Origin of the sequence: Pseudomonas lundensis (assembly GCF_015377145.2) — a bacterium.
Taxonomy (GTDB): domain Bacteria; phylum Pseudomonadota; class Gammaproteobacteria; order Pseudomonadales; family Pseudomonadaceae; genus Aquipseudomonas; species Aquipseudomonas lundensis.
The window spans coordinates 11750-38377 of the sequence record NZ_CP062157.2 but is presented as its reverse complement, the minus strand read 5'-3'; the positions used below and the strand labels follow the sequence as shown (position 1 = coordinate 38377).

Genomic DNA, 26628 nt, shown 5'->3' with positions numbered 1-26628 from the left:
GTGTTGCTCAAGATCTTGGCGCTTCAGCCTTCTCAGATAAGCTGTCTACAGCTCCTAATACCAGCCTCAATGAGCATATGACGCCCCTTGGCGTCTGATCATCATTATCCATAACCTGCAACATCCACATAACATATGCGTGGATTTCAGCGATGGTATCGCCGTTGGTCGCACCTATCAAAGGGTTTCCGTTCTGCGTCATCTCGACTTAATCCGTTTCTTACCATTACGGCGCATTCTACTGATAGCCCACCGATCTGGATATATATACAGTGATGGCAATGTGAGCTATGCCCGCATCATGGCTAAAAAAGACCGCCTAGAGCTTCCGGCTCCCAGTTCATGATGATCAGCTCACCTGTCACCTCAGCCTTACCCTGCCGCTGATTTGTGGTCGTATATCGAATATCTGTTGTCTCAAAATGGAACCCTTGAAACACCCGCCGAATGTCCGGGTGATCGTTGATGCTAACCATCACTTTGCCTTTGCAGCGCCGCATAAAATCAGCCATGCGCTCGTAGTTATCAAAGGTGAAGTCGACGCCATAACCAGCCGTTTGCCAGTAAGGCGGGTCCATGTAATGAAACGTATGCGGCCGGTCGTAGCGCTCAGCGCACTCAAGCCAAGGCAGGTTTTCAACGTAGGTCCCTGACAGGCGCTGCCATGCAGCAGACAGGTTTTCTTCAATGCGAAGCAGGTTGATTGCAGGTGCGGTGGTGGCGGTACCGAAGCTCTGACCTGAGACCTTGCCACCGAAGGCATGGTGCTGCAGGTAAAAGAAACGGGCGGCGCGCTGGATGTCGGTCAGGGTTTCCGGGCGGGTCATTTTTTGCCACTCGAATATCTGCCGTGAACTGAGTGCCCATTTGAATTGCCGCACGAATTCTTCCAGGTGGTTCTGCACCACGCGGTACAGGGTCACCAGATCGCCGTTGATGTCGTTGAGCACTTCGACTGGAGCAGGCTGAGGGCGCAGAAAATAGAGCGCCCCGCCCCCGGCGAAGACTTCGACATAGCATTCGTGGGGCGGGAACAGAGGAATGAGGCGGTCGGCCAGACGGCGTTTACCGCCCATCCAAGGGATGATAGGTGAAGACATATTTTGCAAGACCTTTTGCTGTATGAATAAACAGGTGCTAGGCTCGCTCCGCTTTGTGCACGGAGCGGGAGCCATGGCTGGGCTTGCAGGACTGTTCTGCGGGTTTGGTGGCCGGGCTGGATGTTGACGCACCCAGCCCGGCCGCTCCTTTTATTTCGTGCGTGAGACTTCTTTGGCGTAGGCCTGACAGGCCTGCAGCGCGATCAGTCCTTGATCGCCGTCGCCGGTGATTCTGATAATTCGTTGAGCATGCGCTCGGTCAAGTTGGGCTCTTGCGGTTCCATAAACCACGCCGCAGGGGCTGGTGGTGGCTTGCATTCCGTTACTACCAGTTGCGCCGGTGGTGTCGAGTAGGACTGACAGCCGCAGGTCAGCAGTAGCAAGGCGATCACGCAGGCGTTCCTGTTTAGTTTTCTCATCGGTAAGGACTCGGTAATGGGCTTGATCGCTGGCTGCCAGCCACTGCTCTAGGGCGAATCGCTTACCCTGCTCGGCCAGAATTTGCGCGGAGTTGGCATTGGCCAGATTGGTGCGCTCAGTTTGGTGGTCGGCTTCTTTGGCGGCTAACTGCTGACCGTAGGTATTGGCCTGCCACTTCCATGCGGCCCAAGCACTGCCAGCCATGAGGCAGAGCATCACCAGCAATGCCCCGCCCCACTTCACCGCATCGAGCTTCACGCCAACACCTTCAACGCCCGGGCGTACAGCGCCTGACGATCTGCTGCGCCGTTTTGGCCACCGTTGATGCGTTGCGTGATCTTGTCGAACTGACCCGCGTCGGCCAAGGTGTTGAGCCCTCTACTCGCCCAAAACCACGCTGCTGACATGCAGGCATGCTGCGGCTTTTCCAGCAGTTCGGGATGGTTGACCAGGTCAAGGGCCAGCGCTTCGCCGCATGTGATGTAGTTGGCGCGGCCAGTGATCTGGATCAGGCCACGGCCGCGAAACTTTTGTCCGTCGCCGTCCGCCTCGGGCGTATTGCCCAAGCGCTTGGCGAGTGAGCCGGTGTCGTATTTGCTCAGGTACTGATCGCTGCCCAATTCGCGCACGTAGCGAAACTGGCCGGACTCGTGACCGATCTGGGCGATGAAGGCTGCGACGCGTTTCGTCCCGATGATCTGGAAGCGAACCATCGCAGTGTTCAGGACCGGCACAAAAACACCGGCTGATTGGCCAGCGTTGGGGAGGATCTGCAGGAGTTGCTGCTGGGTGATCGACATAGGTACGCCCTAATGAAAAACCCGCACAAGGCGGGTTGGTGTGGGATTAATCAGCTTGTAGTTGCACGACTTTTAACGGGGCTTTGGGCTTCTTGCCTTTGGCCTTAGCTTTGCCTTTCTTGCCGCCATTGCATTCGACAGTGGTGCTCCAGCCGCTTTGGGTGAACACCTGCTCCACCGAGTCCACCAGGTACTCGCCATCGAGCCCGACCTTGAAGCCTTGGGCATTGATGGTGCGTTCAGCAAACAGGTCAGTACGACCGGGCATTTCCAGACGTACTGCGGCGGTCGAGCGGTTGAACGCGGCCAGCCGCGCTTTGGCGGCCTGCTCGGCGGCGGATTTGTTGGGGTAAATGTGGCGGTCTGTGTGAACGGGCGGTAGACCGTCCGGGGCTTCGTCGTTGTCCAAGGTGACGATGGCCAACTTGCCGGTTTTCTTATCCTGATGCTTGGTGCTGACCGCCTTATGGGCGCTGCGATCACCCAGCCGGAACTGCCACCGGCTGACGTCGCTACGTGTCAGGGTGATGGTGCCCAAGGCTTTGCCGGTCGCACTCTGACCGCCTTGGCGCTGCATCACCAGCAGCTTGCCGTCCGCCACTTTTGCGGTGCAGTCGAACTGCTTGGAGAGTCGGGTGATGAAGTTGAAGTCGGATTCGCCGAGCTGGTCAGCACGCGGCACTACCGTGTCGACCGGGCACACCGGCGACCAGCCGTTGCGTGCCGCCACGTCCTTGACGATGCTGGCCAGACTCACCCCTTCCCAACTGCCGCTGCGCGTGGTCTTGCCGCTGCCACGCATGTCGCTGGCTTTGCCCCGGATCACCAGCGTATCGGGCGGGCCGGACAACTCGACCTCGTCCACGGTGTAGCGTCCGAGGCGGGTTAATGCGGTGCCGCTGTAGCCGAGGAATACTTCGATACTCGCTCCACGACTTGGCAATGACACGGCGCTATCACGGTCATCGATGCGAAGTTCAAAGTCGTCGGACTCCATCCCGGGTTTATCAGTGGTGCGCAGCAACAGAAGGCGGTCGTTTATCAGCGCGGTGATGTCGGCGCCGTCTGCGACGATGCGAAAGGTCGGGGTCATTAGGTGAATTCCGAACAATAGAAAGCCCGCGCGATGGCGGGCCGAGTGGTTGAGCGTTACGCGTAACGAAACGCGGTTAATTCCAGAGCATCACCACTTCATCACTCGGCGCGGGCAAATCCGGCAGGTGAATCACTAGCCCAGCCTTGAACGGCTGAACCTGTTCGGCCAGCCCTTGGTTGGCATCGAGCACGGCTTCTACCGTGCCATTGAGGTGGCCGTAGTAGTTCTGGCAAATGGTGTCGAGTACGTCGCCGCTAGCCGTTCTGCAGGTCGTCGCCATAGCGCACAAACTCCAAGGTAAAGCCCTGTTTACGCGGGATGCCGCCTTGCAGCAGGGCGCTTTGTTCTTCTTCGATGTTTTTCAAACACCAGTTGCCCAGCACGTCGCCGTAGCCGGTGGTCAGGCCCAGCGGTTGAAGTTGGGCGCCGATGCTGCGCAGGGTGTCGAGTTGTTTGATGCCGCCTTTGAACCCGCCAAAAATCGCACCCGTGAGGGTGATGCGTTCTTCGCCCATGCCCACGGCTTGCTGCGCCGGGCGACGGTTCAGGCGCTCTTGTGAAGCCCAGCGGTATTCGCTGGAGCGCTTGAGTTCGTCGAAGGCGGCGGTGTCCAGGTTGAAGTAGAACGGTGTCGATCCGGGCTTGAGCGGTTGCATGATCAGCAGATGCGGGAACGGTTTTACCGCTTCGGCGGCCGGGGTCGCGTCTGCGCCCAGCGCGCCGGTGGGCACGATGTTGGCCAGTGACGGGCTGACTTTGCCTGCGATTTTGTTGATCGCAGTCGCGGCCTTGCCCGCCTGCTCTTTCAGCACGCCGAGGCGTTCCTCAATTTGCGAGGCCGCCCGGGTGGCTTTGTTGTAGGTGGCCACCACCGCGCCGACCTTGGCCTGCGCGGCGTTGACCCCACGCATCAGCCGTTGCACCTTGGCCCCGACCGCAGGGCCAATGAACGGCAAGTCGCTCAGTTCGGAGGCGGCGCCGCTGATTTCTCCAATGGCGCCGTTCACTGGCCCAAGCATGCCGTCCAGGCTACGACGCCCGGTTTCCCCGGCCGCCGTCAGGTACTTCAACCCCGACTGCAGTTGTTCCATGTAGGCCATGGCTTGCCCCTTCTGTTTAAAGATGCGGTTGGTCGTACAGATTCCGGCTCGACATCTGCTGGTTGATTTGCTCGATCTGACGTTGCAGGTGCGGCTGTAGCTCCCGGGCCAGTGCGGCCGGGTCTTTCACGTCGCCTTGCACGGTGATGGACAGCGCCGCATTGACGTCGATCTTCTGATCGATCTTCGGCGGTTCGACCTTGAGCACCGGCTCCGCTTTGGGCGGCATGGCCAGCGGCCCGGCAGGTGCCGTGGCGGCGAACGAGCGCACCACGTCGCCCATGTTTACTGTACCGGGCAGCTCGCGTGATGCGCTGGCACCGAGTGAGCCCTCAGGCGGCAGCGACTTGGGCCGTACCAGGTCCGCGCCCGGGAAGCGCGGTTTGTTAGCAAAGTGCGGTAACAGGAACGGGTTTTTCGAGTCCGGATCAGCCGGGTCATACGACACCGGTTTGACCACCGGCGCCGGTGATGCTGTCGGCGGCGGCAACGAATCCGGGCGCACCAGGTCCGCACCGGGAAAGCGCGGTTTGTTGGCAAAGTGCGGCAACAGGAACGGGTTTTTCGAGTCCGGATCAGTCGGGTCATATGACACCGGCTTGACCACCGGCGCCAGTGGCTCGCCTGCCGCTTTGGCTTCGGGCTTCTGCGGCTCGGCGGTTTTTTCATCGTCCGACCCGAACCACGATTTACCGAGGCTGCCCCCGATGGATTCCCCGCCCATGCTGCCGAGGATGCCGCCGATCAAGCCACCGACCGCCGTGCCCAAAATCGGCACCACAGAACCGATGGCCGCACCGGCCGCAGCCCCTGCCAGCGCACCGGCCATGTTGCCCGCAGCGGCGCCGTAGCCTTCGGCCTTTTCGTCCTTGGTTTCGGCGTTCTGGTAGGTGTCGGCCGCACGCAGGACGCCTTCAAACAGCGCAGCACCAGGAACCGCTTTACCTGCTTTGCCAATCAACCCCATGGCGCGCGCCGCCCGCCCCGGCGGTACAGGTGGAACGGGCGGCACTGGCGGACGCGGCGGCCGAGGCCCACCACCACCACCACCACCACCACCACCACCACCCGCACGGCGGCGGCCGTTGCGATTGCCACCGCCGCGACGTCGACCGCCACGACCACCGGCGCCGCCTCCACCGCCTCCACCGCCACCCATGGCGGCGGCGTTGACCACAAACACCTTTTGCGGCCCCGAGTCTTCGCCGCCGTCTTCGTCGTTTTTCGCTTCGCGGAATACATCCAGCAGCTTGAGCCCGGTATCGATCGGGTCAAAGCCTTTACTCTCGCCGCCTTCCTCGCTGTCGCCGTCATCGTCCTTTTTGCCACCGAAGGCTTTCAGGCCGATTTCCGCGAGGGCCAACACCTTGGAGCCCTTGCCGCCTTCCTTGTCGTCACCATCACCGGCGTTGGTCACAAAGACCTTTTGCACGCCCTTGGCATCCCGTCCGCCCATGGCGCCGCGTGCGAGGTTGAACAGGCCCTTGCCGATCTTGAACGAGCCCAGCAGCCCTTGCAGGGTCAGCGCTCCACCGGCCAACACCGTCAGCCCCATGGCCAACCCGGGCGTGCGGTCGCTGAGCGAGGTGATGCCCTTGGCCACACTGGTCAGCCCTTCGGCCACGCCGTCGGTGATCGGCCGGATCGCATCGCCCACCGAGCGCATGGCGTCGTCCATCGACTGGGCCATTTCCTTCCATTTTTGCGACGAGGTTTCGCGGCGCTCAGCCAAGTTCTTGTCGAGGATGCCGGTGGCGTCCCGGGATTCACGCTTGAGCTGGCCGTACAGTTCCTTGTTCTGCATGTAGGCCGTGAGCGCGGCCTTGACCTGCATGTCCGCGAAAATATCGCCGGTTCGCAGTGCCTGTTCAAGCGAAGCCATCATGGCCTTGGCTTTTTCCGGGTTGGACTCCTTGCTTATTTTTGCCGTTGCTTCGGCCATTTCAGCGGCGCGTTTTGGATCAGTCTTCTGAATATACTTTTGTGCGAGGGCAAAGCTAGATTCCAGCGTAGACATGCCCTGCTGAATGCCAGACTCCAGTGAGCCTTGGTAATCAATACCTACCTTGGCGTAAGACTCAACAGTTTGCGAAGAACCAATTTTCCCCATCCAGTTCTTGAGGTTGTTAGCCGCCTCATCGGAGCTACCTGCGGTCTTCATCTGTACTTGCAACATTGCGCCCAGTTGGGTCACGGCATCCATACCAGTGATCCGCAAATTCCCCATGTTGGCCAGCAACTCAGGGAACCACTTGGCCATGTCGCTGGCCTCGAAACTGCCCGCCTGCCCTTGGAAGGCGATGGCCTCAAGCGCTTGCTGCATTTCCTTGGCGCTGGTGATGTTGGCGTTCTGCCCCAGGGCGTTGATCATCTTCGCGGTTTCGCCGCCGTCCGAGCCCTGCCCGATCACGAACTTGGCCGCGACCGGCGCGTATTCCATGGCCTTGGCCAAGTCCATACCGGCACCCACCAGCTCGTTGACCACGGTGGCCACCTCGTTACGGGCCATGCCGGTGTCACGTGAGGTGTCGATGATGGTGCGCGACATCTGCTTTTCTTCGGGGGCATTGGCGATGCCCGCCTTGATCGCGATGTCGCGGATGATGGCGTTGTAATCGGCGCTGACTTTGGTCGGCACCGCCAGTGCTGCCGCCCCCACCGCTGCCCGGCCAACCGTGCTTTTGACACTGGCCCGGCCTTCGTTGAGTTGTGCATGGCCCTGGGCTTTCAGATCCGCCTGCCGCGCCGTACGGCCGAGCATTTGATAGGCCCGGTCGAGTCGCCCGACCTCGATCCCCTGCTTGCGCAAACTGTCGAGATTGGCATTGAGTTTGTTCCGCAGCGCGTATGCCCCGGCCGAACCGCTGTCGTAGGCCTTTTTCCATTCGTTGCGCAGGCGGATGGTGTCACCGATCTGGCGTTGCATGACCCGGGCCTTGGCCCCGGTCGCTTCCAGCTTCTTGATCCGGCTATCAACGTCCTTGAACGCTGAGCCCACGGAGGAACTGACCGCCCCGCCGATCACCAGCCCGAGCGCGAGTTTGTTTGCCATCTGTTCGCCCTGCCCTGTGGTTGCGCGTCAGGCGGCTCAATCCGTGAGCCACCAGACCATTTCCGAAAACGGCATGGCCATGATCTCGGCGGCGGAAAAACTCGTTTCTGCCGCCAAGCGCTTGGCCAGTTGTTTAAGGGTTGCGGGGTTACAGTTCGCCTTCGTCGACCATACGAAAATAGCCTTCCTGCACGCGGCTGTAGTCCACCACCTTGAGCCCCTCCAGATCGCCGGGCGGGATTTCGGTCAGGCTGGAGAACAGTTGCAATTCGCGCTTTTCAGCATCGCCGCCCGAGACCGCGCCCGCTGCCCGCACATCGCGAACGGTCGGCGCGCGCATGACCACCTTGTCGGTTTTGACATGGTTAAGTTCAGTTGGGTAACGCAGGGTGATGGTGACGCCTTCGTCGGTCAGGGTGAGCCAGGACGGGAGTTTCTTTTCAGTATTGATAGTCATGCGGGAATTCCTTAAAGGCCCAGGGCGCTGCGTACATCTGCCATTTGGTCGACGCCATCAATTACGCGCACGCAATTGACCATGTCGATTTCGTACATCACACGACCGTCCACTTCCAACTTGTAATATTGGAGGGCCATCGCGTACTTGTTCTCGGCCTTATCGCCGGGTTTCCAGTCGCCCATGTCCAGTTCTTTGAGCATGCCGCGCATCGTCGCGATCACGGGGGTGACCTTGCCACCCAGACCTTTAAAAGCTCCGCGAAACACGGCATTGCAGCTGGTCTGATCAGCAAGACCGAAGTACTTCATGGATTCGCGGCGGACGCCGGTCGTGACGAAACTGGACTCCAGTTTCTCCAGCCCCATGTCCATCTCAATCTCGCCACCCATGCCGCCGCCCCGGAACGAGTCGGTTTTAACGGTCAACTTGGGCAGGGTCACGGACGGCACATCACCGGAAAAACTGATCCCGCCCAAAAACAGGTTGGTATCAAAAAGCACTTGAGGAATCATTGAGCGGCCTCCTTAGGCGGCGGTGTCCACGACTTCAGTCAGACCCTGATTGGTCACTTGAACGAGGAAGTTCGGGTTTTCAGCAGGCGGGACGTCCGTGAAGCGGATGTTCCAGTAAATTTTGCCCTGCTCCAGCTGGCTGGCCGTGTTCATCTCAGGGTCCGCATACACCTCGAAATACAGCACCGCGCCGAGGTTTTTCAAATCCCGCATGAACGCATCCAGACCATCTGTAACGTTCTTTACGTAGGTCTTGTTGATCGGAAGATCGACCGCCCATTTATGTCCGGCCTGAATCGCGTCCATCACGATGTCGACGGTGCGCACCCGTGTCACAAACGACCATTTCGAATCAGATGACAGCGTACGGTTGCCCCACAGCCGGTAGCCGCCGTCGCGAATGATGGTGGCAATATTGGCGTTGTTGAGCAGGTTGGCGCGGCAGGTTTCATCACCTTCCAGAAACTCAATCGGGCGCGTGGTGCCGGTGATGCCGACAAATTCCTTGTTCGACGGCGAGGCCCAGAAGCCGTACTCGGTGTCAGTCCAGGCGAACAGGCCAGCGGTGAACGCAGAGGCCGGGGCGTCGATGGTTTTGCTGGTGACCGTGTCCCATTGCTGAACGCCCGGATCGACCATGTAAATGCGCTTGCTGCCGAACTCCTGCGCGTAGGCCAGCACCGCCTCGTCGGTGGTGTTGGGGCCGTCGACGATGGCGATGGCGCGCAACTTGCCCGCCAGTGCATCCATAGCCGTGGCCACCGCTTGCGTGGCGGAATGCTTGGGCGCGATCAACAGCCGCGGCTGGGCGTTGAAACGGCTTTTGCCGTCGAGCAAGGCTTGCAGGCCGGTACGCTGGCCCGAGGCCAAAACACCGCCGATGATGGCCGAGGTTTGCAGCGCTTCGTCTTCCAACTTGGCCACGCCGCACGCGACGATCACGGCCTTGGCTTTCAAGAAAACCGCCTTGGCCGCACGGGTAATGGCCGAGTCTTCACCAAACGCGGCGATGGCTTCGCGCTCGCTGGTCAGCAGCACCAGGTCATTGGGTTTGGCCGATGCGGCCGGGCTGACGGTGTAGGTGTCGCAAAGGCCGATGATCGAGGTCGACGGCAGCGCAATGGTGCGCGCGCCGGTGTCGACCAGCGTTACGGTAACGCCGTGAAAACGGCTGGCTGTGCTCATACAGGTACTCTCCAGAAACAACAAAGCCCCGCAGGGCGAGGCTTGTGTGGGTCAAACGGTGGATACAAAAACGCCCCGGGGTGCGGGGCGTCAGGCAAGGTAGTCAGCCAACCAGTCCGGCTCGACCGGGCGCCGGGTGGCGTCCGGAAACGCCTCGGATTCGGGCCAGTCGCGCAGGTCCATGCGAAAGCCTTGCAACGCCCGGTATTGATCGGCGTCAAGCGTGGTCGGCCGACCGGCTTCGGTTTCATCCCGATGGCGAACGATCAGTGTGTCGGTGCTCAGCAGCAGCCGGTCACGCCATTGGCGCTGTCCGGCGGCTTGCTGGGTAAGGCTGGGTGGCGGCCGGTCAACCAGACACGGCACACCGTCCTCGTCCAGGGCCACGACCTTGCCTGCCGCCGACGCGTGGGACAGTTCCAGGTACAACGCCTCGCTCAGTTCCAGCAGCTCGTGCTCAGGCGGCAGTTTACAGCCCGGGTTGGGCACGCTGATCAAGGGCGGTATGGCGTCCGGATCGGGCATTTCAATGTTCGGCGCCGACGCACTGAGGTTGTCGGCATCCGGCGACCAGTCCGGGTCCGGCACGTACACCACAGGCGGCGTCCACTCGGGATCGACCACGTCGATGCGACGTGGACCAAACACCGAATCACAGTAGAAATTCAACTGCGTGCGGTGCAGGTAATAGGTGTCAGTCTTCAATTTCCCCACGCCTCCCAATAACACGGCCCTACGCCGTCGTTGCCGTTAACCAGTGTGAACCCTTGGCGGGTCACGTCTTTGACGCCGTAGTTACCCACCGCGCTGGGCTTCATCTCGGCCTGTTGCATAAAGTGGACGCCGAACACCGCGTTCGGGAAGGTCATCGGCAGCGGCACCGCCACGGACGAATCCTGCCCGACACTGTTGGTCACCCCCCACATACGCATCAGTCCGGTGTCAGCGCATCGCCACCAACCGGTCACCGCTGCACTGCCCGTGTTTTTCGGGGCGTTGCCCGAGTGCCACACGGTGTAGGCATTGGCGCCCATCGAGAGCCCGCCGACCTTGAACTGGTTGTCCGTGTCCAGACCAAAGTAGGCCCCGAAAATCCCTTTGCGATGAAACAGCATCACCGCCGAGGCCGCGTTGTTGGCCTCGTTGTGCACTTCCAGCGAGCCGGTTTCGCTGGTCATGGACGCGATATACGGCGAATTCCCAGAACCGCAATGCAGGTTGGAACCGCTGGCCAACGACTGGTTGACCTTGAGGTACTGCGCAGGCGGGTACTTGGACACGTCCCACAACGCGCCGCGCCCGTTGAACACGTCGCCGGTGGCAAAGTCGGCCGAAAAGATCTCTTTCGACTCACTGCCGTAATAGCCGATGTAGCGCAGACGCTGTCGGTAGACATTCAGTGAGCCGATGCCCTCTTCGGACCTAAAGCTAATCGAAGGGCTACTGGTGGTCAGGCCCGCAAGGGTCAGCGGGCCGGTCATGGTGTCGCCGGTGTTGCGTACGCGCTTGGCCAGTTCTTCGTTGATGGCCGTGGCGAAGTTCGGGTTATTGCCCAGCGCGGCCGCCAGTTCATTGAGCGTGTTCAGCGCTTCCGGGGAGGAACCCACCAGCGCGGTAATCGCGTTCTCGACCAGCTGGGCCGTCTGAGTTTTGGTGTAGGCGTCCCCGATGCGGTAGCCCGCCAGCGTGGTCGCGTTGTCGGCCTTGGTCGCCAGTGCGGCCGTGACCGCTGCCGCGTCCGCTTTGGACGCCGGGTTGAAATTGCCGGTGTTCCAGAACGTCGAAGGCGGATAGGTGACCACGTCCCACAAGGCGCCGCGAGCGTTGGCCACGTTCCCGCTGTTGAAGTCCAGCGAGAACAGTTGTTTGGATTGCGACCCGTAATAGCCGATGTAGCGCAACACGCCTTTGTTCAGGCTGAACCCGCCAATACCGGAGGCATCGCGAAAGCTGAGCGAGGGCGATACATCAGTGCCATTGCCGAGGGTCAGCCCCCCCGACATCTCATCGCCTTCGCGGGACACTTTGCGCGACAAGGCATTGATGATGGTGTTGGCAAAGTTTGGATCACCGCCCAAGGCGTCGGCCAGTTCTTTCAAGGTGTCCAGCGCACCTGGCGCACCGCTGATCAGCGAGGCAACCAGCGCCTGAACGAAAGCCGTGTTGGCCAACTGCTGACTGTTGCTGGTCAACGGCGCCGTGGGTGCTTTCGGGGTGCCGGTCAGCACCGGGCTGTCGAGCGGCGCTTTCACCTGCAGCAAGTCATTGACTTGCGTTTTGGTGTAAGCGTCCTTGATCCCGTTATCGGCCAGTGTCTCGGGGTTGCTGCCCTCGATCACCACGCCGCGTTTGTCGATCAGCACCTTGGTGTAACTGCCGGGCTTGCGCGTCGGCGGCAACACTTCAATGATGCGGTCGTCCACGTACTGCCGGGTCGCCAGTACCACGCTCGGGTCGATCTTGAGCGTGACGTTGGCGGCGCTGCTGACGATGAAGTTAATGCGCACCACTTGGGTCTTGCCGGAGCCCTGTGCCAGCTCCGGTTTAAAGCTGGGCGCACAGTTGGCCACCGCCACCAGATCGCCGTCCGCGTCGTACAGGCCGATTTCACGAATCCACCAGCCGCCGACGTTTTCCGGGATCACCTGCTCGGCAATGATCACGTTGGTGTTTTTCGGGTCGATCTTGACCTGATTCAGCGGCGCGCGGCGGCGCTCGTTGATCAGCTTGGTTTGCGCCCGGTTGGGCTGCGGGTCGGCACCGTTGGCATCGCCCACGCCCATCTGAGAGAACGTCCACGGGATGTTCATCGCGTCGGCGTTGGCCTGCTTGGCCTCGCCCACGGCCGTGAGGATCGCCATAAACTGGCTGCTTTGATCAATCATGAGTACACGTCCAGGTATTCGGTTTGATGTTCGCGGCCCGCCGGGCCGTAATGCCCCGTGACCTCGATGTCGCGCGGTGCCGGTGGGTACACGTCGATCACCTCGCCCTCGTACAGGCAGGAAAAGACGTTGAGCTGGCCCGTGCTTTCAAGGCTGATCACCAGTTCGGTCAGCGTGCGGCTGAGCGGTTTGGCATCATCGATCAGGGCTGTCAGCTCGCGGTACATTTCCTCGGTGATGCCGGTATCCAGCACACCGACCTTGAGCCCGAACGTGCCCGGCACGCCCAGCGGTACGGTCTGCCACCACTCGATCACTTCCAGCAGATAACCCAGCGGCTCCACCACCCGGCGCAGCGCGCCGATGGTGCCTTTGTGGGCATGGATGAAGAACGCCGATTCAATGGCGGCGCGCTTGACCTGCTCGCTCCAGCGGTTGTCCCAGCGGTCCACCGACCACGCCCACGCCAACTGGTGCAGCAAGTGCGCCGGGCAGGTTTTCGCGTTGTACAGGGTGCGAATCGGAATCGCCGGGTTGTGATCAATCGCCGCTTCGATGGCCCGCTCTAACTGAGTGCTGTTGAGCGGCAGCAGGCTCATCCGGCACCGCCTTGGGTCACGCTGTAGCCGATGCAGTACGCGGCTTGGTGCGTGGCCCGGGGAATGTCGACCCAGCCGGGCAAGTCCACGCGGCTGACGCCAGTGATGTGCAGTTGCGCATCAATGGCCGAGCGGGCGATTTCCACGCCAAGGCGCCGACGCGGGTTGATCCAGGCCGCGAGGCGCCGGGTGGCTTCGGCCAGAATCGCTTCGTTTTCCGAGCCGGTCCCGGCCATGTGCAGCACCGCGTCAATACGGTATTCCTGCACCTCGGCGCTTTGCACCGTGACCCGATCCCCGACCGGGCGAATGTCTTCGTCGCTGAGGTGGGCCAGCACCTTGTCCAGCAACGGCTGGTCGGCCACGCCGTTGCCCTCCAGATGCAACACGGTGACCACCACGTGGGCCGGGCTCGGACTTTCGGCCTGCGCGTCAGCCACCAGCGCCGAGGCGTTGCGCGCGTGCAGGATGTAGCTGTTACGCGGCCCGGCCGTGGTCAGGCCCTCGTACACCAGTTGGATACGCTCGCGTAACGCGTCGTCCAGTTCCATCACTTGCGGCACCGGTGGCACGCTTTGCAGATCGGCTTCCTGAATCACCAACCGTTTAAGCCGCACGTTGGCGGCGAGGTGATCGAGGTCGGTGCGCTGGGCGTAGGCCAACAGCAGCGACTTGGACGCGTCATTAACCCGCGCCCGGTGCCGAACCCGGCTGTAGGCGCCCAGCTCCAGCAACTTGACCACCGGGTCGCTCTCCAACGCCGCGTTCCAGTTGTCGCCCATGTAGGCGCGAAACACCGCCAGTTCTTCCTGATAGGCGTCCTCAAAGTCCAGCGACTCCAGCACCTCCGGGGTCGGCAATGCCGACAGGTCCACGGTACTCATGCGCTCACCTCCATTGCTACGCCCTCGCCCCGGTACAGGCCCTTGAGTTCAAAAGTGATCACGCCATCGAGCACCGCCGACACCCGCACCGACTGCAACTTGAAACGCGGCTCCCACAGGTTCAGCGCGTGGGCGACCTCGGCCTGTACCGCGCTTTTCCAGCCCGCGTTGATCGGCATGTCGACGAACCGGCGCAACTGGCAGCCATAGGCCGGGCGCATGCGCCGACTGCCCACCGGGGTGGTGAGGATGTCGGCAATGGATTGGCGCAAATGCTCGACGCCGGAAAGGGCCGCGCCGGTGTGGCGATCCATTCCGATCATCGCGGGTTACTCCGTCAGGCGTTCAAAATCCGGGTGGCTATTGAGGTACTGAAACTGCTGATCGTCGACCGCCGTGGCGCGGCCTTTGGCGACCGGGAGCGTGGCGCCGTTGGGCAGGATCAACGTGCGGGAGGTGTAGACCTTGTCGCGGAAGGTGCGGACGGGGTCCGCGACCGGGGTGGTTTTTGAAAGGACAGGGGCCACGGGATCAGTAACTTTGTCGTCAGGTGTTTTGCTCATGGTGTTCTCCAGGTAATAAAAACCTCGCCGTAGCGAGGTTGGTTAAGACGGTGTGCCCGTTATTCCCGCACCGGGTGTTACGCCTTTATGGGTGTGCGTCGATCCGACATTCAGCCCGTTGTGGGTCAAGATCGATCCGTTGATCACCACGTCGCCGTTCAAGGTGATTTTCCCGGTCAGGTTGATCGCTTCGGCCTTGCCAGTAATGGCGCTGTCCGTGACCACCGCCGAACTGCCACCGACCGCGATGGTCACGGTGCCGCTGGGCAAGGTAATGGTGTAGCTTTTGGCCTGCCAGTCGTAGACCAGCGAGCCGCCATCATCAAACCGCCACACTTCGACGTGGTCGCGGTTGTCCGGCGGTGCCCCGGCATCGCCATAAAGCCCCGGCACAAAGGTGCCCATGCCAGCCTGTCCGCTGGGGTTAAACAGCACGCCCTGCTCACCTATGCTCGGCGCGCGCCAGTGCCGGGCCTTGCCCGCTGCCACGCTGTGCCAGCGCACCCAGGCGCTGGTCCAGTCGCCGGTCGATACGCGGCAGGCGGGTGGTGACGCTGCCAAATCCACCGCGACCACGTAGCAAGGAATCACCAGGGCCGCGATCATGCGGTCATGTTCAGCTCCGGCGTAGCTCATGGCAGGTCCTCCGGGGCGACATGGTCTTCATCGTTGACGCTGATCAGCAAGGTGCCCGGTGGCTCATCAGGCCATGGCCACGAAAACTCACCAAAGTGAACAACTTGCATCCACTCGACAACCCATACGCAGAATTGCGCCAATTCGGGGGTGGACCCATCTGGCTGCACCTGAATATGTTCAGGAGACTCGACAAAATCCAACCCCCAATACTGCCCGTGCAAAACCGTCGCCACGCGGCCAGCCAAAATCGCTGCTTGAAGAGGTGCTCGCTTGCGAGTGGCATCAACAAGCACAACAGCTTGGAAACGACAATTCAGGGTTGTTTTTCCCGTACCTGCATCATCCGCTTCCCCCATCCCTGTTACCGCAAACACGAGGGCAGGCTCGCCCATTTCCTTGTTCAGCTCGGGGTATGGCTCGACATGCTTAAAGGCAGGGATACGCTCACGAAAGGTCGCCTCAATGGCTTCGTGCAGCATTGTCAGCTCACTGACGGCCTCACTTGATATCGTCGGATCGCTCACTGTCTGCCCCCAAAATCAGATCAACCATGCCCGCACCGTCCGGCTCAGGCCTGACCATCTTGTAACGCCCGCCGCCATCAACATCAGGCAGGTCAATGGTGATGAATGCCCCGCGTTTGACCTTGACCGCATCGACAGAGCGCACGGTAAACGTGGGCTCCTTGATCTGCTCGGCATTGATCGATGCCCCAAGGCGAAAGCTGCTCGCCTTGGCGCCGATCTGCGCACCAATAAATGGCGACACAAACGCGCCGCGAATCGTCGAGCCATCTTCCAGCGTTGCCTGATCGCCCAGGCGCTCGATCAAAACGCGATCCATCCGCGCCGCTCGCTCGCGAAAGCGATCAGCCGCCATCAGGGGATCAACAACGCGGTGGCCACGTTACTGACCATGTCGCTGGTCAGCTTGCCGAACGGCACTGAATCAGCGGTCGCCGGAGCTACCAGCACACCTGCTTTGACGCTGACTTTCTGGCCCTTTTTAAGCGCACCATCAGCCTTTACACGCCACTCGCCACTGATATGCCCCACCAACTTGTCACCTTCCAGACCGCCAGTGACCGGAATCAACACCAGATCATTGATGGTCACCGGAACACCGGCAACGGCGCCGCCAGCCGGGGCGATAAAGTCTTGGGTCTCGCCACTGCTTACATAATTCTTGGCCATAGCCAATTTCTCCTGCCTTAAGAAACAACAAGCCCCGCACAGGGCGGGGCTCAGGGGTAACAGCGCGGCTTAGGCGCCGTTCGACTTGTTGAGGCCGCGAGAGTCCAGCGGCGCGACACCGGCATCGATTCGCACCTTGGAGATAACACCGTCATTGGTGAAGCCTTGTTGCTGCTCCAGGTATGGCAGCTCAACACCGTCAAGGTAGGCCACCTCAATGGTGTCGCTACCTTTCTTGGCCGCCAGATACCAGGCGGTCGACGAATTATCATCAAGACGCGGCTCAGCGATCACTTCGGCAAAGTTGCGGATCGGGTTGTCGATACCGGCATTGGTTTCAGCACCAGGCACCGAGGCCGAACGGATCAACTGCTTGGCCTTGTCTTCCAGCGCCACCGGCACCAGTACGAAGCCCGGCCGGATGTTGAGGGTTCGAGCCTTGCCGCCTTCGGTCTGGTTCTTCTGCAGTGCCATCGCGGTCTTGGCTTTGCTTAGCGACTCGATCGACAACGCCGAACCGGCGCCGGTGAACAGGTTTTTGCGCGAAGCATCGAACAGCTTCTTGTCGTCGCTCAAATTCTGGTTATTGATCAGGGTGTCATACACCAGATCGCCAATGGTGCCGCGTGCCGCCTCACCCATGCGTTTCGGGATGGTGGTCAGTTGGTCCAGGTCATCGTTGAGGATCGCCTGACGGGTGATCGAGAACAATTCACCGTAGGTGGCCAAGCGGATGGTTTCGCCACGGTCGCCGGTGGTGATGTACTTGTACTCGGCACCCGGGCGCACTTCACGCAGAGTTGGGAATTCGCCCATGCCCACACGCTTGGCGGTTTTAAAGTCGCTCAGGCGGCCGGTCTTGGTCCAGAGGTGGAAGGTTTCTTCCGCTTCATTCCAGCCCTGCAGCACCGACGCGGCGGCAATGTCGACGAGGATGTTGCCGAAGTCGCTGGTGTCATGGGTAAACGCCATGCCCACCATCTGCATCGGGGCCAGGGTCGCCACCAGAATGCCGCGATCCTGCAGCGAAGCACGGGCCAGCTCGCGCAGGCTCATGTAGTTGTAAGCGTTATCCTTCTGGATTTCGCCCTGACCAGTACGGCTTACCAACGACGCACGCACCGAGTCACCGACCAGATTGCCGTTGGAGGTGTGCCCGGGGTGACGCGGAGTTGGCCCACCCGTAGGGGTGGTGTCTTTGCCCAAAGCCACCAGTAGCTGCTCACGGGCCTTTTCGACGTTGCATTCCATGTCGGTCAGGCAGGTATTGAGCAGTTCGGCATGGGCCACATTGAAACCACCGAACGCGGCTGTAATCGCGGTACGGCGCTCGGTCTCGGCCTGCACTACCTGAGCGCGAATTTGCTCAGGAGTCAGAACCGATCCCGCTGGAGCAGGCGCAGGGGTTGGAGCAGGCGCCGGGGGAGTGGTCGAGCCGCGCGGCTCCCACAGTTTTTTAAATGCTTCGGGCATGTTGGTGAACTCCTGCATGCGATTAGAGTTGATATGGGCGGCGGCCTTGATTGGTTCAATGACGGTGTCTGCGAATCCGGCCACGACCGCTTCTGTTCCGTTCATCCACGTCTCATCTTTCAACAAGGCGTGAATTTCATCGGCGGTTTTCCCGGTCTTGGCCACATAGGCCATGACCAGTGAGTCTTCGACCTTGTCCAGCAGATCGGCATAACGGCGCAGATCCTCGGCATCGCCACCCTGAATGCCCCACGGTTTGTGGACCATGATCATGGCGTTTTCGGGCATGCTGATCGTGTCGCAGGCCATCAGGATCACGCTGCCCATCGACGCGGCCAGACCATCCACAAACCCCTCGATACGCGCTGGATGCGCCTTGAGCAGGTTGTACATGGCCATGCCTTCAAACACGTCACCGCCGGGGGAGTGGATGTGCAGATTGATCTGTGACACGTCACCGAGGGCTTTCAAGTCGCGAGCAAACTGGTTGGCCGTAATGCCCCAGGCACCAATGTCACCGTAAAGCATCAGGTCCACGACGCCTCGGGCCTTGGCTCGCAGCGTGTACCAGCTCTCCCCGGCGCTACTTGTCGCCCCCCTCGGGGTCATCGTCATCCGGTTTTTTTTCCGTTTCATTCGCTTTGTTTTTCCCGTAGTACAGGTGGTAGGCATCGGAGCTGAACACCAGCCCTTGCGCCCGGTTGGTTTCAATCTCTGCCTTGCGGGTGCGTTTCAATTCCTGAGGGTTGCGCTGACGAGCCCGGGCCACTTCGGCCTCATCGGCAAAACCCGCCTCAACAAGGATTTTCCAGGCATTGGCCTCATGCACCGGGTTGATCCAGGGCATGACCGGCCCCTGATAGATCGCGCCATAAATCGTGCTGGGGTCGACGGTCTTGGGCACCACCAACACCCCGCTGGTGATCGCGATGCGCAACCACTCGCGGTACACACGCCGACACCAGTAGTCGATAAACTCGTGCTGCAGCAGGTCATAACCCAATTGCCCTTCCACCAGTTCCTGACGCTGTGCCGAGTAGGTGCCGTCATAACTGCGGGCCACACTGGAGTAAGTGCCCCGGGTGCCCGCTGCCACTGCCTTGAGCTGGCCATTGCGGAACCCCTCAAGAAACGGGTTGGGCCGGTTGCTTTCGATCATGCCCACGTCTTCACCCGGCAACAGGGTGTCGACCACGACACCGGGGGCCAGCGGAAACGTCCGCTCGGGTGCCTTGGTCTGGCTGGGCACAAAGTCGTCTGGCGTGCCCTTCTTGATGTACATCGCCAGAGCTGCGCTGATGCGTGCGGCCACCCGCTCGCTTTCCTCGTAATCCTTGATATCCGCCAGCCGGATAATCACGGCATGCAGCAAGGGCTGGCCACGGTTCTGGCCAATCCGTTTGCGGTACGCGATATGGATCATGCGATCAGCCGGGACACTCTTGGTGTCGAGGGTCATGCCATAACCCAAGCCATCGCCCGGGTGTTGCTTGAGCAAGTGATAGGCCTTGACCCGTCGCCAACCGTTACGCTCGATGCCTTGGGAAATACCCTTGGCCAAGTCCGTGTAACCCCACGGCAGGTAGTCCGGTTCCAGCAGTTCAAGGGCAAACGGCACATCATGCAGGTGGTCATAATTAGCCACCCGACCGATCAGCATCTGGGCCAGCCCCTCACCGTCGCGCAACCAGGTACGACACATAAGGCGTTCCATCTGTGGTCGCGACAACTCGCCGGAGGTCTCCGGCGACAACGACCACTCGGACCACTGCGCCTTGATCGCGGCGGCAAATTCCAGATCAACGTCACCGGCATAGGTAAGCGGGATCGGCTCGACTGAAATACCGGAGCCTCCCACCACGCGCTCTTCCAGCCGATCAAACAGGCCGGTAACAATGTCGTGATCCTCGTCCAGCTTGCGGCACTGCTCACGCAGCGACACGGCCGACTTCTGCAGGGACTTGTCAGCACTTTTCGACTGCTTTTTTGCCTTATGCGTGCGAGTAATATCCGACGCCTCAAACGCCTGTATCACATTGCGGGCCCGCAAGCGCTCGGCCACGGCCCCGGGAAATACCGGGGCCAAAATCCGGTCGAGCAAGTTCATACGACTCAATCAAATACCGCGAGGGAATACCCCGGGCGGCCCCCTGCAAGTGCTGTTTGCTGCGAGGCCAGACGGCGCTCCCACTCAAGTCGGCCCGCACGGATTTGGGGCAAGTCGGCCATCACCTGCTTGCGGCCGTTGAAAGTGATTTCCTTGCCGTCCAGCACGGCCAGCTCGGCCTCCAGATAGCGGTCAATCATGGTTTGCGGATCTAGAGCCATGCGCCTCGTCCTGTGTCGACCCAGCCGCCAACAGATGCAGGCTCAGCTGGGGGTTGGTGGGTCGCCGGTTCCGGCTCGGAGGCCGGGGCGGATATTTCATCTGGCTCGTCCAGCGACTCGTCTTGCGGCCGCTCAATGACTTGAGGCAGCCCCCTTGAAAGCTCGTCCAGGTCCAAACCAAACCGCTGCTGGCTGATCCGCAGCGCCGCGATGGCGTACACGTAACAGTCCAGTGCCTCATTGCGCCGCTTGCTGGCATCCCAGCGGAACACCCGGCGGCCTCTGACCACGACCCACTTTTTGCTTTCAGACGTGAGCTGTTTCAGCTCAGCCTCATCGCAGATGTTGTCGTCGGCAGGGAAATGCACACAGCCAGGAACCGGCTGATCGCCGTCTGGCTGGATTTTGAGGCGGTTGTAAATCAGCTCTTTGGCGTTGTCGGTGCCCACCTCGGTGAGGTAGGTCTTGCTCTTCTTTTCTTTCTTGCGCGGAAAGTTGGCAATGGGCTTGCCGTAGACGCTTGCACCGAAAATCGGAATGACCCAATGCACGCCATGTTTGCGGCTTTCCAGCCGCACTTCGTCCGAGTAGTGGCCACCGGAGTCCCAGCACCATCGCTCGACGCCCATCACCTGACCATCGGCCCGGGTGAACTGGCGGTGCAGCTCAACGCCCACCTTTTTGCGCAGCACCTGACTGGCCGGGTCGCCGTACAGAATGAACCGGTAAACCAGCCAACTTTCCTCACCGGCGCCGAACGCCCAGACGCGGCCCTCGTAGCGGTCATCTTGCGAGTCGATGGAACCGAACAGCGCCACGGCGCGGCCCGGCACCTGCGCACCATAATTCTCGCGACGGTCGCGCAGCTGTTCCCAGTCGACCTTTTCCGTCTGGTCTTCTTCCCAGACTTCGCCCAGCGTCGTGTTTACAAAGGTCTTGAGCTTGCCCAAGTCCTTGCCGACCTCGATGCGCTCGGCCGCAATATCCACCCAGGTGGTGAACGTCGAATAAATCGTCCAGATATGAAACGTGACCGAGCGCGGCGTGGGGATCGGCTGGTCATCCGCACCGAACCATTCCATGCCGTTGCGCGTCCAGATGCCGGTGCGCTCGCAGATGTAGCGCCCGAACTCGGACGCCTCGACCATCTCGTGATACTCGAAGGTGCCACCTTGGCAGTGCTCGCACAGATACCAGGCGCTCTCGACTTCGCCCAATTCGTTGGTGCGCCACTTGAGCCCGTAAGGCTCGTCCTTGCCGCCCCACTTCAGGTGTTGCTCACCTCCGCAGCACGGTGGCTTGATATGGAATCGCAGGTAGTGCGGCGATTTCTCGGCCGCCCGGCTGATCTGGCATTGCCCGGCGATGCCCAGCGTTGAGCCGCGTATGGATTTCTTGTAGGTCGCGCCCTCAAGGCGCTTGTCCCCCAAAGAGGTGGGCGAGCCCTCCCCCTCAATGTCGTGGTCGAACTTCGACAGCTCGTCGTAGATCACCTCGTCCGGGCTTTTCTCCCGGTAGTTGCGCGCGGCCTTACCGCCAAGGCACCACAGCATCTTCTGATTATCGAAGCGCTTGGCGTCTTGTGTGTTGTCGCTGTGCTTGCGGCCGAACCACGGTGCCAGGGCCAGCAACACCGGAACGTCGCGGATCATCGTGTCGACGTGCCGTTTCATCAGCTCATCAGCGTCGGGATCGGTCGGGCAGTAGCTCAACACGTTGCGTTTCTTGTGTTGAATCTTGTAGCCGATGTTGGCCATCAGCATCTTGGTGTAACCCACGCGGGCGGACTTGTGCAGGTTGAACACCCGAATCAGGTCATTGCCCATCGCGTTGAGGATCGCCACCTGAAACGCGGCCGTCACCCAGCGGCCTTGTTGGTAGGAGGACTCCGACGACAGATAGAAATGCGTGTCGGCCCACTCCACCGCCGTCAGCGGCGGCTCTTTGTACAGTGCATTGAGTCCCCGTCGAACGGCGTCAGCCAGCGCCCTCATCCAGGGTGGCGATGTAGTCATCCAAAATCTCCGGTATGGCTTCGGACAACCCAGCAGCCTCGTTACGCGTAACGGCAATCTCGCGCTCAAGCGCCTCCAAATGCCGAATGGCAATGTCGGGGTGCTTGCGCTTCAAACTCTTGGGAATGGTGTCCAGTGTTGAGCCCAACATGGCGGACAAACGACCGAGGGCAAAGACCATGAAACCGACCGGGACCAACTCTTTGTCCTGAACCTTGTTTTTCCGCTCTTGTGCATCTGCCTGAGCACCAGTCAAACGCAGTCGCTCCTGCAACAGGTGGTACTCAATGAGTGGGTCGAGGTGTTCGCCATCAGGTCCGGTGGGTTGTTGCTTCACACCTTGGTGCTTAAGTCGATTATCGAGAACCGAGCGCACGTCATAGAACGACTCTCGACCGACTTTCGCGACGGCATCAACGCCCCATTTGTCAAAGGCTTGAACGGAAATTCCCAGGCTTTCGGCCATGCGTTTTTTGTTCAGCCAGAACGGCTGTCGTGCGATTGATGTATTGGCCATAACTAAACAACAACCAACCTCTAAAAAAGGCTCATACATAGCGGAAGAGCGGGGCCCGAATTACCCCCATGCCCCCACCCCCTCAGGAGGACCCATTGCTACGCATCAGGGACGAGCAGTTGCTAGGGTTTGAGCCAAAGCATCGTTGAACTCCTGAGTTCTATGGGCTCTAGCGATATTTTCCGCGATCTTGAAGAACGGGAAGATGGTGCGATATGCAGGAGCGCCATCGCTGAAGACAAATACCGGTCGAACAGCGGCACCCCACTTGGTATTCATGCGCTCCCACACACCGGACTCATCACCCACTACACCACCGAAGTAGCGCCTGTTGCCCTTAGCCATGCTGCGCTTACTATCCGTAGCATTTGCCTTGAAGCCGCTGGTTGTCTCAGCGGCGCCCAAGCCAGACAAGACCTTGGTCATCGTGCCCCGGGATACGTTGCCGTACTGATTGAGAAACGACTTTGAGGGCAATGCATACTGGCCTGACTTCATGATGCCTTGGGCTATCAGAGACTTCTCAAACCGCTTATGTGGTCGCACTCCGCCGAAAACTGCCTGTTGTAAATACGTATCGGCTGGTATCCCTGAAGTCCAAGAATCCTTGAAATACACTCGCGCGGGTTTTGCCTTGGTCGCAGCTTTTAAAAACAAACTGTTCAACGTGGTCGGGGTCGGCCTATCAAGACGCTTGCGCATCACAGCCAACTCGCCTTTTTTGATCCGCTGAGCCAAGCGAGTGGCCGTTAAGACGAGGGCAAACGGGATATGACGACGCTGCATCTCAATCGCTGATTTAGTCAGTTGAGCATCATCAACACCTATTTCTAGCTTGAACATGGCCCCCCCTTTATATCTTTGCCAGCTACCTCTACGGCGGCGGCATCACAGGTCTATTCAAGCCGTTCCAGATGACTGACGAACATCCATCAGGCCCTGAATATGCGTGACTAAGGATGCAGCGTTTTCAGGCGTGACGCCTGTGATATTGATCGTACCGACTGAGATTCTCGGCGGAGTATCAATCGCAAAAGCCTCACCGCAGGCCAGTTCGGTAACGGCCGGGACGGGAGCGACCAAGGCACGCTGCGCGTCGTCAGACACAACCGTCGTGCCCAATGGAAAGAAAGCCGTCAACACGCCTGACTCATCTCGAAAATGAACACCATGCTCGGTAAAGCCAAAAGAGGCGGCAACCACCGGCATGCGCGGGCTCGAATCATTAGACACAAAGAAATTCTTTAGTGGGCAATTCGTCTTATCAATCATTTCAAACCCTCGTTATGCGTAACGGACGGGGCCTGACAGACCTCCGCCGCTCGACACTCAAAATGCCCCACAACGGCATAAGCCAGCAGGACAGCCAACAACGACACCACTGGACGCGGAATTCTCACTCCAAGTCCGCCTTTTTCTCGGCCCAGCGGCGACCGAACTGGCGCACCTGCTCTACCCCGAGAATCCCGACGAACCCCGCAACGGCGTAAGACAGACCACCACTCATTCCGGCCTTTTCAGCCCCGACACCGACCAGGAACACCAGCACCCCCCCCAGCGAGGCCTCAATCAGGCGGCGGTCCCATCGCGGCTCCTTGTCTTCATAGAGAATGCGCAAATAACTCAGACCGAAAGCAAGCAATCCGGCCAATCCGTGATCCTTGAGAGCTGCCATGACAATGACCCAGAAAGTCGGGTCTTTTTCTGGGGGCATTTTCAGCATCCAATATCCTCCCGGTGCTGGGAGCGGCCATAAAAAAACCCCCGACCTTTTTGGGCCGGGGGCTGAATTGACTGTTACGCGATGGGCATCGTGGCCGGAACAACACCACAATGGCCGGAAATATAGAGAAAGCTGCCAAACCTGTCAACACCTTTAGTGTTGTAAACACTAAAGGTGTAAAACCGCAACCTTGTCAACCCTGCCATTTTTTGGCCGTCGTCACAGCCATAAAGCCCGCTCCAGTTGCGGTAACACGCAGGGCAATTCACCCGCCCAAACCCCGCCACAGCCCCGGGGCATGGGCTTTCGGCAGTGTGCGCAGATTTTCTTTGCCACAACTTCACGCTGCTGCCGGATCAGATCGTGGTCGCGGCGGATCAGCGTCAGTAGGTACTCGGTTGCGGTATACGGCTCAGCCCCAGAGGCCCGGAATTCAAGGCCTTCAGCCAATTGGGCCGCCTCAACCGGGCCGATTCTGACCCGTAATTCATCAACCCCGGCCGCTTTATCCCGTTCACGCTGGTCCCGCTTGCGGATTGCCTCGGCGCTCAACTCGCTTTCGCCATCGCCGTGACGCGTCACAAGCACCGCATCTTCGGCCAACTCGACACAAGCGACGATGCGCCCCGCGTCGCCCTCCATCTGCTCCATCTGCTCCAGGGCGGTCTGAGCGTCCATTTAAAATCCTCTTATAAGATTAATTTCGGTTTAGGGCTTCAAGCCAGCCAGCCAGCGGGGTCTACGGCAGCAGGCTTAACGGCGCGTCTTGCTCCTGTCTTATCCTGCAAGGCATCAAAACCCTGCGCATTGAGCCAGTCGTGCCAACGCTCCAAGGCATCGCGCTTGATGTCTTCTCCCCGGTCTTGAAAGTAGGTCGCCTCCAAATCGGTCAGGGAATGGTTAAGCAGCAGCTTGACCACCAATGAATCGATGCGGAATTTGGCCCAACAGGTACGCGCCAGTTTGCGCAGGTCATGACTGCTCCACTCCCCTGCACCTAAACGGGTGAATATTTTGAAGGCTTGACTGCGAGACAGCGGACGACCTGAGCGCGAGCTGGACGGGAACAGGTAGGCCCCGTCATACCCACGCTCTTTTTGGTCTTCTTTGTAACGCTCCAAAAAGGCCACAGCAGCCGAAGTAAGCGGTAACACATGGTCGCGTTTAGACTTGGTATCAGTCGCCGGTATGAACCACTCACCCGCGTCTAAATGAATGTTCTTCCATTTGGCCAGACGTGTTTCAGTGATGCGCGTGCCATGAATCAACATCAACATGGCCAACGCGATATCCACAGGTCGTGTCGGGAATAAGTCGGCCCACTCAGCCAGTAAATCCACTACCGCCACATGCCGTAAGCGCGCCCCCTTGGGCTTGATCTTCGCTTTGCTGAAATTGCTGAATGACACCCCGTCCATTGGATCTACGGTTATTTTCTTAAGGGCCAAGGCAAAACCAAACGCCACCTTGAGCACGCCAAGAGCGGAGCGCACATAGGTCAGGGAGTGATCACGCTGCATGGGCCAGATTAAGCGCTCATCTAGCGTGTCCGGGCCTAACTGGTTCAGCGGCAGATCAGCCAGTGCGGGTAGTAAATGGCGCTTGATCAACGAACGCGACGAGCCTTTACGTTCTTTCGACAAATGGCTATCGGTCGCCAAACGCTCGCGGTACCAGGTTAAAACATCCCCAACGCACTGCCAGGCATCAACAACTACAGGCGCGGACGGATCAGCCAACAAACGGGCCTGAACGACTGGCAAGGCATCGAGCATCACCCGCGCAGGCACATCGGGCCAGTTACCTGCTTTTTCCCACTTGGCCCCTTTAGAGAACCGCACAAGATGCCAACTACCTTTGCTTCGGTCGTTACGGTAACGAAAGCGCAACGGATGCCGAGGGTCTTTTAGCTCGCCAACCGTCCGGTCTGCGGCATAGCGTTTAATGACGGTATCAGTGAGCTGGACGTTAATTGTTCTTGCCATGATGCGGGCCTCGATGCCGCGCACAGCCAAAGCAGCGGGCGGCGTTGTGTTTCTTCAGGCAAAGCGAAGCCGTAACGCTTAAAGCGTCGATTTCACTTA

30 protein-coding genes are annotated in these 26628 nt (G+C 59.9%); all 30 read right to left on the bottom strand.

Features of this window, described 5'->3' with window-relative positions:
• Positions 1 to 305: 305 nt before the first annotated feature.
• The 30 genes from IF654_RS00245 to IF654_RS00100 all read right to left on the bottom strand — a co-directional run bounded on the left by IF654_RS00245 (position 306) and on the right by IF654_RS00100 (position 26553).
• Positions 306 to 1100, bottom strand: a complete 795-nt coding sequence (locus IF654_RS00245) for a DNA adenine methylase (RefSeq protein ID WP_095008612.1) — start codon at positions 1098 to 1100, stop codon at positions 306 to 308.
• 150 nt (positions 1101 to 1250) lie between these two features.
• The gene (locus IF654_RS00240) at positions 1251 to 1778 is read right to left on the bottom strand and encodes a lysis system spanin subunit (RefSeq protein WP_095008613.1); all 528 of its coding nucleotides are present in this window, start codon (positions 1776 to 1778) and stop codon (positions 1251 to 1253) included.
• Positions 1775 to 2320 (bottom strand): glycoside hydrolase family 19 protein, encoded by a 546-nt coding sequence (locus IF654_RS00235; protein ID WP_095008614.1) that lies wholly within the window; start codon positions 2318 to 2320, stop codon positions 1775 to 1777. Before IF654_RS00235 ends, IF654_RS00240 begins: the two co-directional genes overlap by 4 nt.
• A gap of 46 nt (positions 2321 to 2366) precedes the next feature.
• Positions 2367 to 3413: a phage late control D family protein gene (locus IF654_RS00230; RefSeq protein ID WP_095008615.1), complete on the bottom strand. Its 1047-nt coding sequence runs from the start codon at positions 3411 to 3413 to the stop codon at positions 2367 to 2369.
• Between the two features lie 76 nt (positions 3414 to 3489).
• A complete protein-coding gene (locus IF654_RS00225; protein ID WP_047296895.1) occupies positions 3490 to 3696 on the bottom strand; it encodes a tail protein X in 207 nt (68 codons plus the stop codon).
• Positions 3671 to 4516 (bottom strand): phage tail protein, encoded by an 846-nt coding sequence (locus IF654_RS00220; RefSeq protein ID WP_095008616.1) that lies wholly within the window; start codon positions 4514 to 4516, stop codon positions 3671 to 3673. The genes IF654_RS00225 and IF654_RS00220 overlap by 26 nt, the downstream gene beginning before the upstream one ends.
• Before the next feature lie 16 nt (positions 4517 to 4532).
• Positions 4533 to 7568, bottom strand: a complete 3036-nt coding sequence (locus IF654_RS00215; RefSeq protein ID WP_194862067.1) for a phage tail tape measure protein — start codon at positions 7566 to 7568, stop codon at positions 4533 to 4535.
• Positions 7569 to 7716: 148 nt separating this feature from the next.
• Positions 7717 to 8025, bottom strand: coding sequence for a phage tail assembly protein (locus IF654_RS00210; RefSeq protein WP_095008538.1), 309 nt, complete (start codon positions 8023 to 8025; stop codon positions 7717 to 7719).
• A gap of 11 nt (positions 8026 to 8036) precedes the next feature.
• The gene (locus tag IF654_RS00205; RefSeq protein ID WP_047280276.1) at positions 8037 to 8540 is read right to left on the bottom strand and encodes a phage major tail tube protein; all 504 of its coding nucleotides are present in this window, start codon (positions 8538 to 8540) and stop codon (positions 8037 to 8039) included.
• Between the two features lie 12 nt (positions 8541 to 8552).
• Positions 8553 to 9725: a phage tail sheath subtilisin-like domain-containing protein gene (locus IF654_RS00200; RefSeq protein WP_047280277.1), complete on the bottom strand. Its 1173-nt coding sequence runs from the start codon at positions 9723 to 9725 to the stop codon at positions 8553 to 8555.
• 90 nt (positions 9726 to 9815) lie between these two features.
• Positions 9816 to 10430 carry a phage tail assembly chaperone gene (locus IF654_RS00195; protein ID WP_095008539.1) on the bottom strand — a complete coding sequence of 205 codons (615 nt, stop codon included), beginning with the start codon at positions 10428 to 10430 and terminating at the stop codon, positions 9816 to 9818.
• Complete coding sequence (locus tag IF654_RS23210; RefSeq protein WP_230683691.1) at positions 10427 to 12610, bottom strand: phage tail protein; 2184 nt, start codon at positions 12608 to 12610, stop codon at positions 10427 to 10429. Before IF654_RS23210 ends, IF654_RS00195 begins: the two co-directional genes overlap by 4 nt.
• On the bottom strand, positions 12607 to 13209 hold the full coding sequence (locus IF654_RS00185; RefSeq protein WP_047280278.1) for a phage tail protein I: 603 nt from the start codon (positions 13207 to 13209) through the stop codon (positions 12607 to 12609). The genes IF654_RS23210 and IF654_RS00185 overlap by 4 nt, the downstream gene beginning before the upstream one ends.
• Complete coding sequence (locus IF654_RS00180; protein ID WP_048374849.1) at positions 13206 to 14093, bottom strand: baseplate assembly protein; 888 nt, start codon at positions 14091 to 14093, stop codon at positions 13206 to 13208. Before IF654_RS00180 ends, IF654_RS00185 begins: the two co-directional genes overlap by 4 nt.
• Positions 14090 to 14416, bottom strand: a complete 327-nt coding sequence (locus IF654_RS00175) for a GPW/gp25 family protein (RefSeq protein WP_047275405.1) — start codon at positions 14414 to 14416, stop codon at positions 14090 to 14092. The genes IF654_RS00180 and IF654_RS00175 overlap by 4 nt, the downstream gene beginning before the upstream one ends.
• A gap of 6 nt (positions 14417 to 14422) precedes the next feature.
• Positions 14423 to 14656, bottom strand: coding sequence for a hypothetical protein (locus tag IF654_RS00170; protein WP_230683690.1), 234 nt, complete (start codon positions 14654 to 14656; stop codon positions 14423 to 14425).
• Between the two features lie 42 nt (positions 14657 to 14698).
• Positions 14699 to 15292: a phage baseplate assembly protein V gene (locus IF654_RS00165; protein WP_095008540.1), complete on the bottom strand. Its 594-nt coding sequence runs from the start codon at positions 15290 to 15292 to the stop codon at positions 14699 to 14701.
• The gene (locus IF654_RS00160; RefSeq protein WP_047280281.1) at positions 15289 to 15774 is read right to left on the bottom strand and encodes a hypothetical protein; all 486 of its coding nucleotides are present in this window, start codon (positions 15772 to 15774) and stop codon (positions 15289 to 15291) included. Before IF654_RS00160 ends, IF654_RS00165 begins: the two co-directional genes overlap by 4 nt.
• A 19-nt stretch (positions 15775 to 15793) precedes the next feature.
• The gene (locus IF654_RS00155; RefSeq protein ID WP_095008541.1) at positions 15794 to 16174 is read right to left on the bottom strand and encodes a head-tail joining protein; all 381 of its coding nucleotides are present in this window, start codon (positions 16172 to 16174) and stop codon (positions 15794 to 15796) included.
• Positions 16174 to 16488: a capsid cement protein gene (locus tag IF654_RS00150; RefSeq protein ID WP_095008542.1), complete on the bottom strand. Its 315-nt coding sequence runs from the start codon at positions 16486 to 16488 to the stop codon at positions 16174 to 16176. The genes IF654_RS00155 and IF654_RS00150 overlap by 1 nt, the downstream gene beginning before the upstream one ends.
• A 69-nt stretch (positions 16489 to 16557) precedes the next feature.
• Entirely contained in the window at positions 16558 to 18597 is a 2040-nt protein-coding gene (locus IF654_RS00145) for a ClpP-like prohead protease/major capsid protein fusion protein (RefSeq protein ID WP_230683689.1), read from the bottom strand.
• The gene (locus IF654_RS00140) at positions 18545 to 20068 is read right to left on the bottom strand and encodes a phage portal protein (RefSeq protein ID WP_047295267.1); all 1524 of its coding nucleotides are present in this window, start codon (positions 20066 to 20068) and stop codon (positions 18545 to 18547) included. Before IF654_RS00140 ends, IF654_RS00145 begins: the two co-directional genes overlap by 53 nt.
• A gap of 5 nt (positions 20069 to 20073) precedes the next feature.
• Entirely contained in the window at positions 20074 to 20289 is a 216-nt protein-coding gene (locus tag IF654_RS00135) for a primosomal replication protein PriB/PriC domain protein (RefSeq protein WP_095008543.1), read from the bottom strand.
• Positions 20280 to 22304: a phage terminase large subunit family protein gene (locus IF654_RS00130; protein WP_230683694.1), complete on the bottom strand. Its 2025-nt coding sequence runs from the start codon at positions 22302 to 22304 to the stop codon at positions 20280 to 20282. Before IF654_RS00130 ends, IF654_RS00135 begins: the two co-directional genes overlap by 10 nt.
• Complete coding sequence (locus IF654_RS00125; protein WP_095008545.1) at positions 22267 to 22821, bottom strand: terminase small subunit; 555 nt, start codon at positions 22819 to 22821, stop codon at positions 22267 to 22269. The genes IF654_RS00130 and IF654_RS00125 overlap by 38 nt, the downstream gene beginning before the upstream one ends.
• A 105-nt stretch (positions 22822 to 22926) precedes the next feature.
• Entirely contained in the window at positions 22927 to 23664 is a 738-nt protein-coding gene (locus IF654_RS00120; RefSeq protein WP_095008546.1) for a hypothetical protein, read from the bottom strand.
• Positions 23665 to 23721: 57 nt separating this feature from the next.
• On the bottom strand, positions 23722 to 24093 hold the full coding sequence (locus IF654_RS00115; protein WP_095008547.1) for a hypothetical protein: 372 nt from the start codon (positions 24091 to 24093) through the stop codon (positions 23722 to 23724).
• 124 nt (positions 24094 to 24217) lie between these two features.
• Positions 24218 to 24544, bottom strand: a complete 327-nt coding sequence (locus IF654_RS00110) for a phage holin, lambda family (protein ID WP_230683693.1) — start codon at positions 24542 to 24544, stop codon at positions 24218 to 24220.
• Positions 24545 to 24763: 219 nt separating this feature from the next.
• Positions 24764 to 25222 carry a hypothetical protein gene (locus tag IF654_RS00105; protein ID WP_095008548.1) on the bottom strand — a complete coding sequence of 153 codons (459 nt, stop codon included), beginning with the start codon at positions 25220 to 25222 and terminating at the stop codon, positions 24764 to 24766.
• 38 nt (positions 25223 to 25260) lie between these two features.
• Positions 25261 to 26553 carry a site-specific integrase gene (locus IF654_RS00100; RefSeq protein WP_095008549.1) on the bottom strand — a complete coding sequence of 431 codons (1293 nt, stop codon included), beginning with the start codon at positions 26551 to 26553 and terminating at the stop codon, positions 25261 to 25263.
• Positions 26554 to 26628 lie beyond the last annotated feature (75 nt).

Bases quoted from the DNA above. Each gene is read 5' to 3' on its own strand.
- IF654_RS00245 (WP_095008612.1), bottom strand. From the start codon at position 1,100: ATGTCTTCACCTATCATCCCTTGGATGGGCGGTAAACGCCGTCTGGCC.
- IF654_RS00235 (WP_095008614.1), bottom strand. From the start codon at position 2,320: ATGTCGATCACCCAGCAGCAACTCCTGCAGATCCTCCCCAACGCTGGC.
- IF654_RS00230 (WP_095008615.1), bottom strand. From the start codon at position 3,413: ATGACCCCGACCTTTCGCATCGTCGCAGACGGCGCCGACATCACCGCG.
- IF654_RS00225 (WP_047296895.1), bottom strand. From the start codon at position 3,696: ATGGCGACGACCTGCAGAACGGCTAGCGGCGACGTACTCGACACCATT.
- IF654_RS00220 (WP_095008616.1), bottom strand. From the start codon at position 4,516: ATGGCCTACATGGAACAACTGCAGTCGGGGTTGAAGTACCTGACGGCG.
- IF654_RS00215 (WP_194862067.1), bottom strand. From the start codon at position 7,568: ATGGCAAACAAACTCGCGCTCGGGCTGGTGATCGGCGGGGCGGTCAGT.
- IF654_RS00210 (WP_095008538.1), bottom strand. From the start codon at position 8,025: ATGACTATCAATACTGAAAAGAAACTCCCGTCCTGGCTCACCCTGACC.
- IF654_RS00205 (WP_047280276.1), bottom strand. From the start codon at position 8,540: ATGATTCCTCAAGTGCTTTTTGATACCAACCTGTTTTTGGGCGGGATC.
- IF654_RS00200 (WP_047280277.1), bottom strand. From the start codon at position 9,725: ATGAGCACAGCCAGCCGTTTTCACGGCGTTACCGTAACGCTGGTCGAC.
- IF654_RS23210 (WP_230683691.1), bottom strand. From the start codon at position 12,610: ATGATTGATCAAAGCAGCCAGTTTATGGCGATCCTCACGGCCGTGGGC.
- IF654_RS00185 (WP_047280278.1), bottom strand. From the start codon at position 13,209: ATGAGCCTGCTGCCGCTCAACAGCACTCAGTTAGAGCGGGCCATCGAA.
- IF654_RS00180 (WP_048374849.1), bottom strand. From the start codon at position 14,093: ATGAGTACCGTGGACCTGTCGGCATTGCCGACCCCGGAGGTGCTGGAG.
- IF654_RS00175 (WP_047275405.1), bottom strand. From the start codon at position 14,416: ATGATCGGAATGGATCGCCACACCGGCGCGGCCCTTTCCGGCGTCGAG.
- IF654_RS00170 (WP_230683690.1), bottom strand. From the start codon at position 14,656: ATGAGCAAAACACCTGACGACAAAGTTACTGATCCCGTGGCCCCTGTC.
- IF654_RS00165 (WP_095008540.1), bottom strand. From the start codon at position 15,292: ATGAGCTACGCCGGAGCTGAACATGACCGCATGATCGCGGCCCTGGTG.
- IF654_RS00160 (WP_047280281.1), bottom strand. From the start codon at position 15,774: ATGCTGCACGAAGCCATTGAGGCGACCTTTCGTGAGCGTATCCCTGCC.
- IF654_RS00155 (WP_095008541.1), bottom strand. From the start codon at position 16,174: ATGGCGGCTGATCGCTTTCGCGAGCGAGCGGCGCGGATGGATCGCGTT.
- IF654_RS00150 (WP_095008542.1), bottom strand. From the start codon at position 16,488: ATGGCCAAGAATTATGTAAGCAGTGGCGAGACCCAAGACTTTATCGCC.
- IF654_RS00145 (WP_230683689.1), bottom strand. From the start codon at position 18,597: ATGAAACGGAAAAAAAACCGGATGACGATGACCCCGAGGGGGGCGACA.
- IF654_RS00140 (WP_047295267.1), bottom strand. From the start codon at position 20,068: ATGAACTTGCTCGACCGGATTTTGGCCCCGGTATTTCCCGGGGCCGTG.
- IF654_RS00135 (WP_095008543.1), bottom strand. From the start codon at position 20,289: ATGGCTCTAGATCCGCAAACCATGATTGACCGCTATCTGGAGGCCGAG.
- IF654_RS00130 (WP_230683694.1), bottom strand. From the start codon at position 22,304: ATGACTACATCGCCACCCTGGATGAGGGCGCTGGCTGACGCCGTTCGA.
- IF654_RS00125 (WP_095008545.1), bottom strand. From the start codon at position 22,821: ATGGCCAATACATCAATCGCACGACAGCCGTTCTGGCTGAACAAAAAA.
- IF654_RS00120 (WP_095008546.1), bottom strand. From the start codon at position 23,664: ATGTTCAAGCTAGAAATAGGTGTTGATGATGCTCAACTGACTAAATCA.
- IF654_RS00115 (WP_095008547.1), bottom strand. From the start codon at position 24,093: ATGATTGATAAGACGAATTGCCCACTAAAGAATTTCTTTGTGTCTAAT.
- IF654_RS00110 (WP_230683693.1), bottom strand. From the start codon at position 24,544: ATGCTGAAAATGCCCCCAGAAAAAGACCCGACTTTCTGGGTCATTGTC.
- IF654_RS00105 (WP_095008548.1), bottom strand. From the start codon at position 25,222: ATGGACGCTCAGACCGCCCTGGAGCAGATGGAGCAGATGGAGGGCGAC.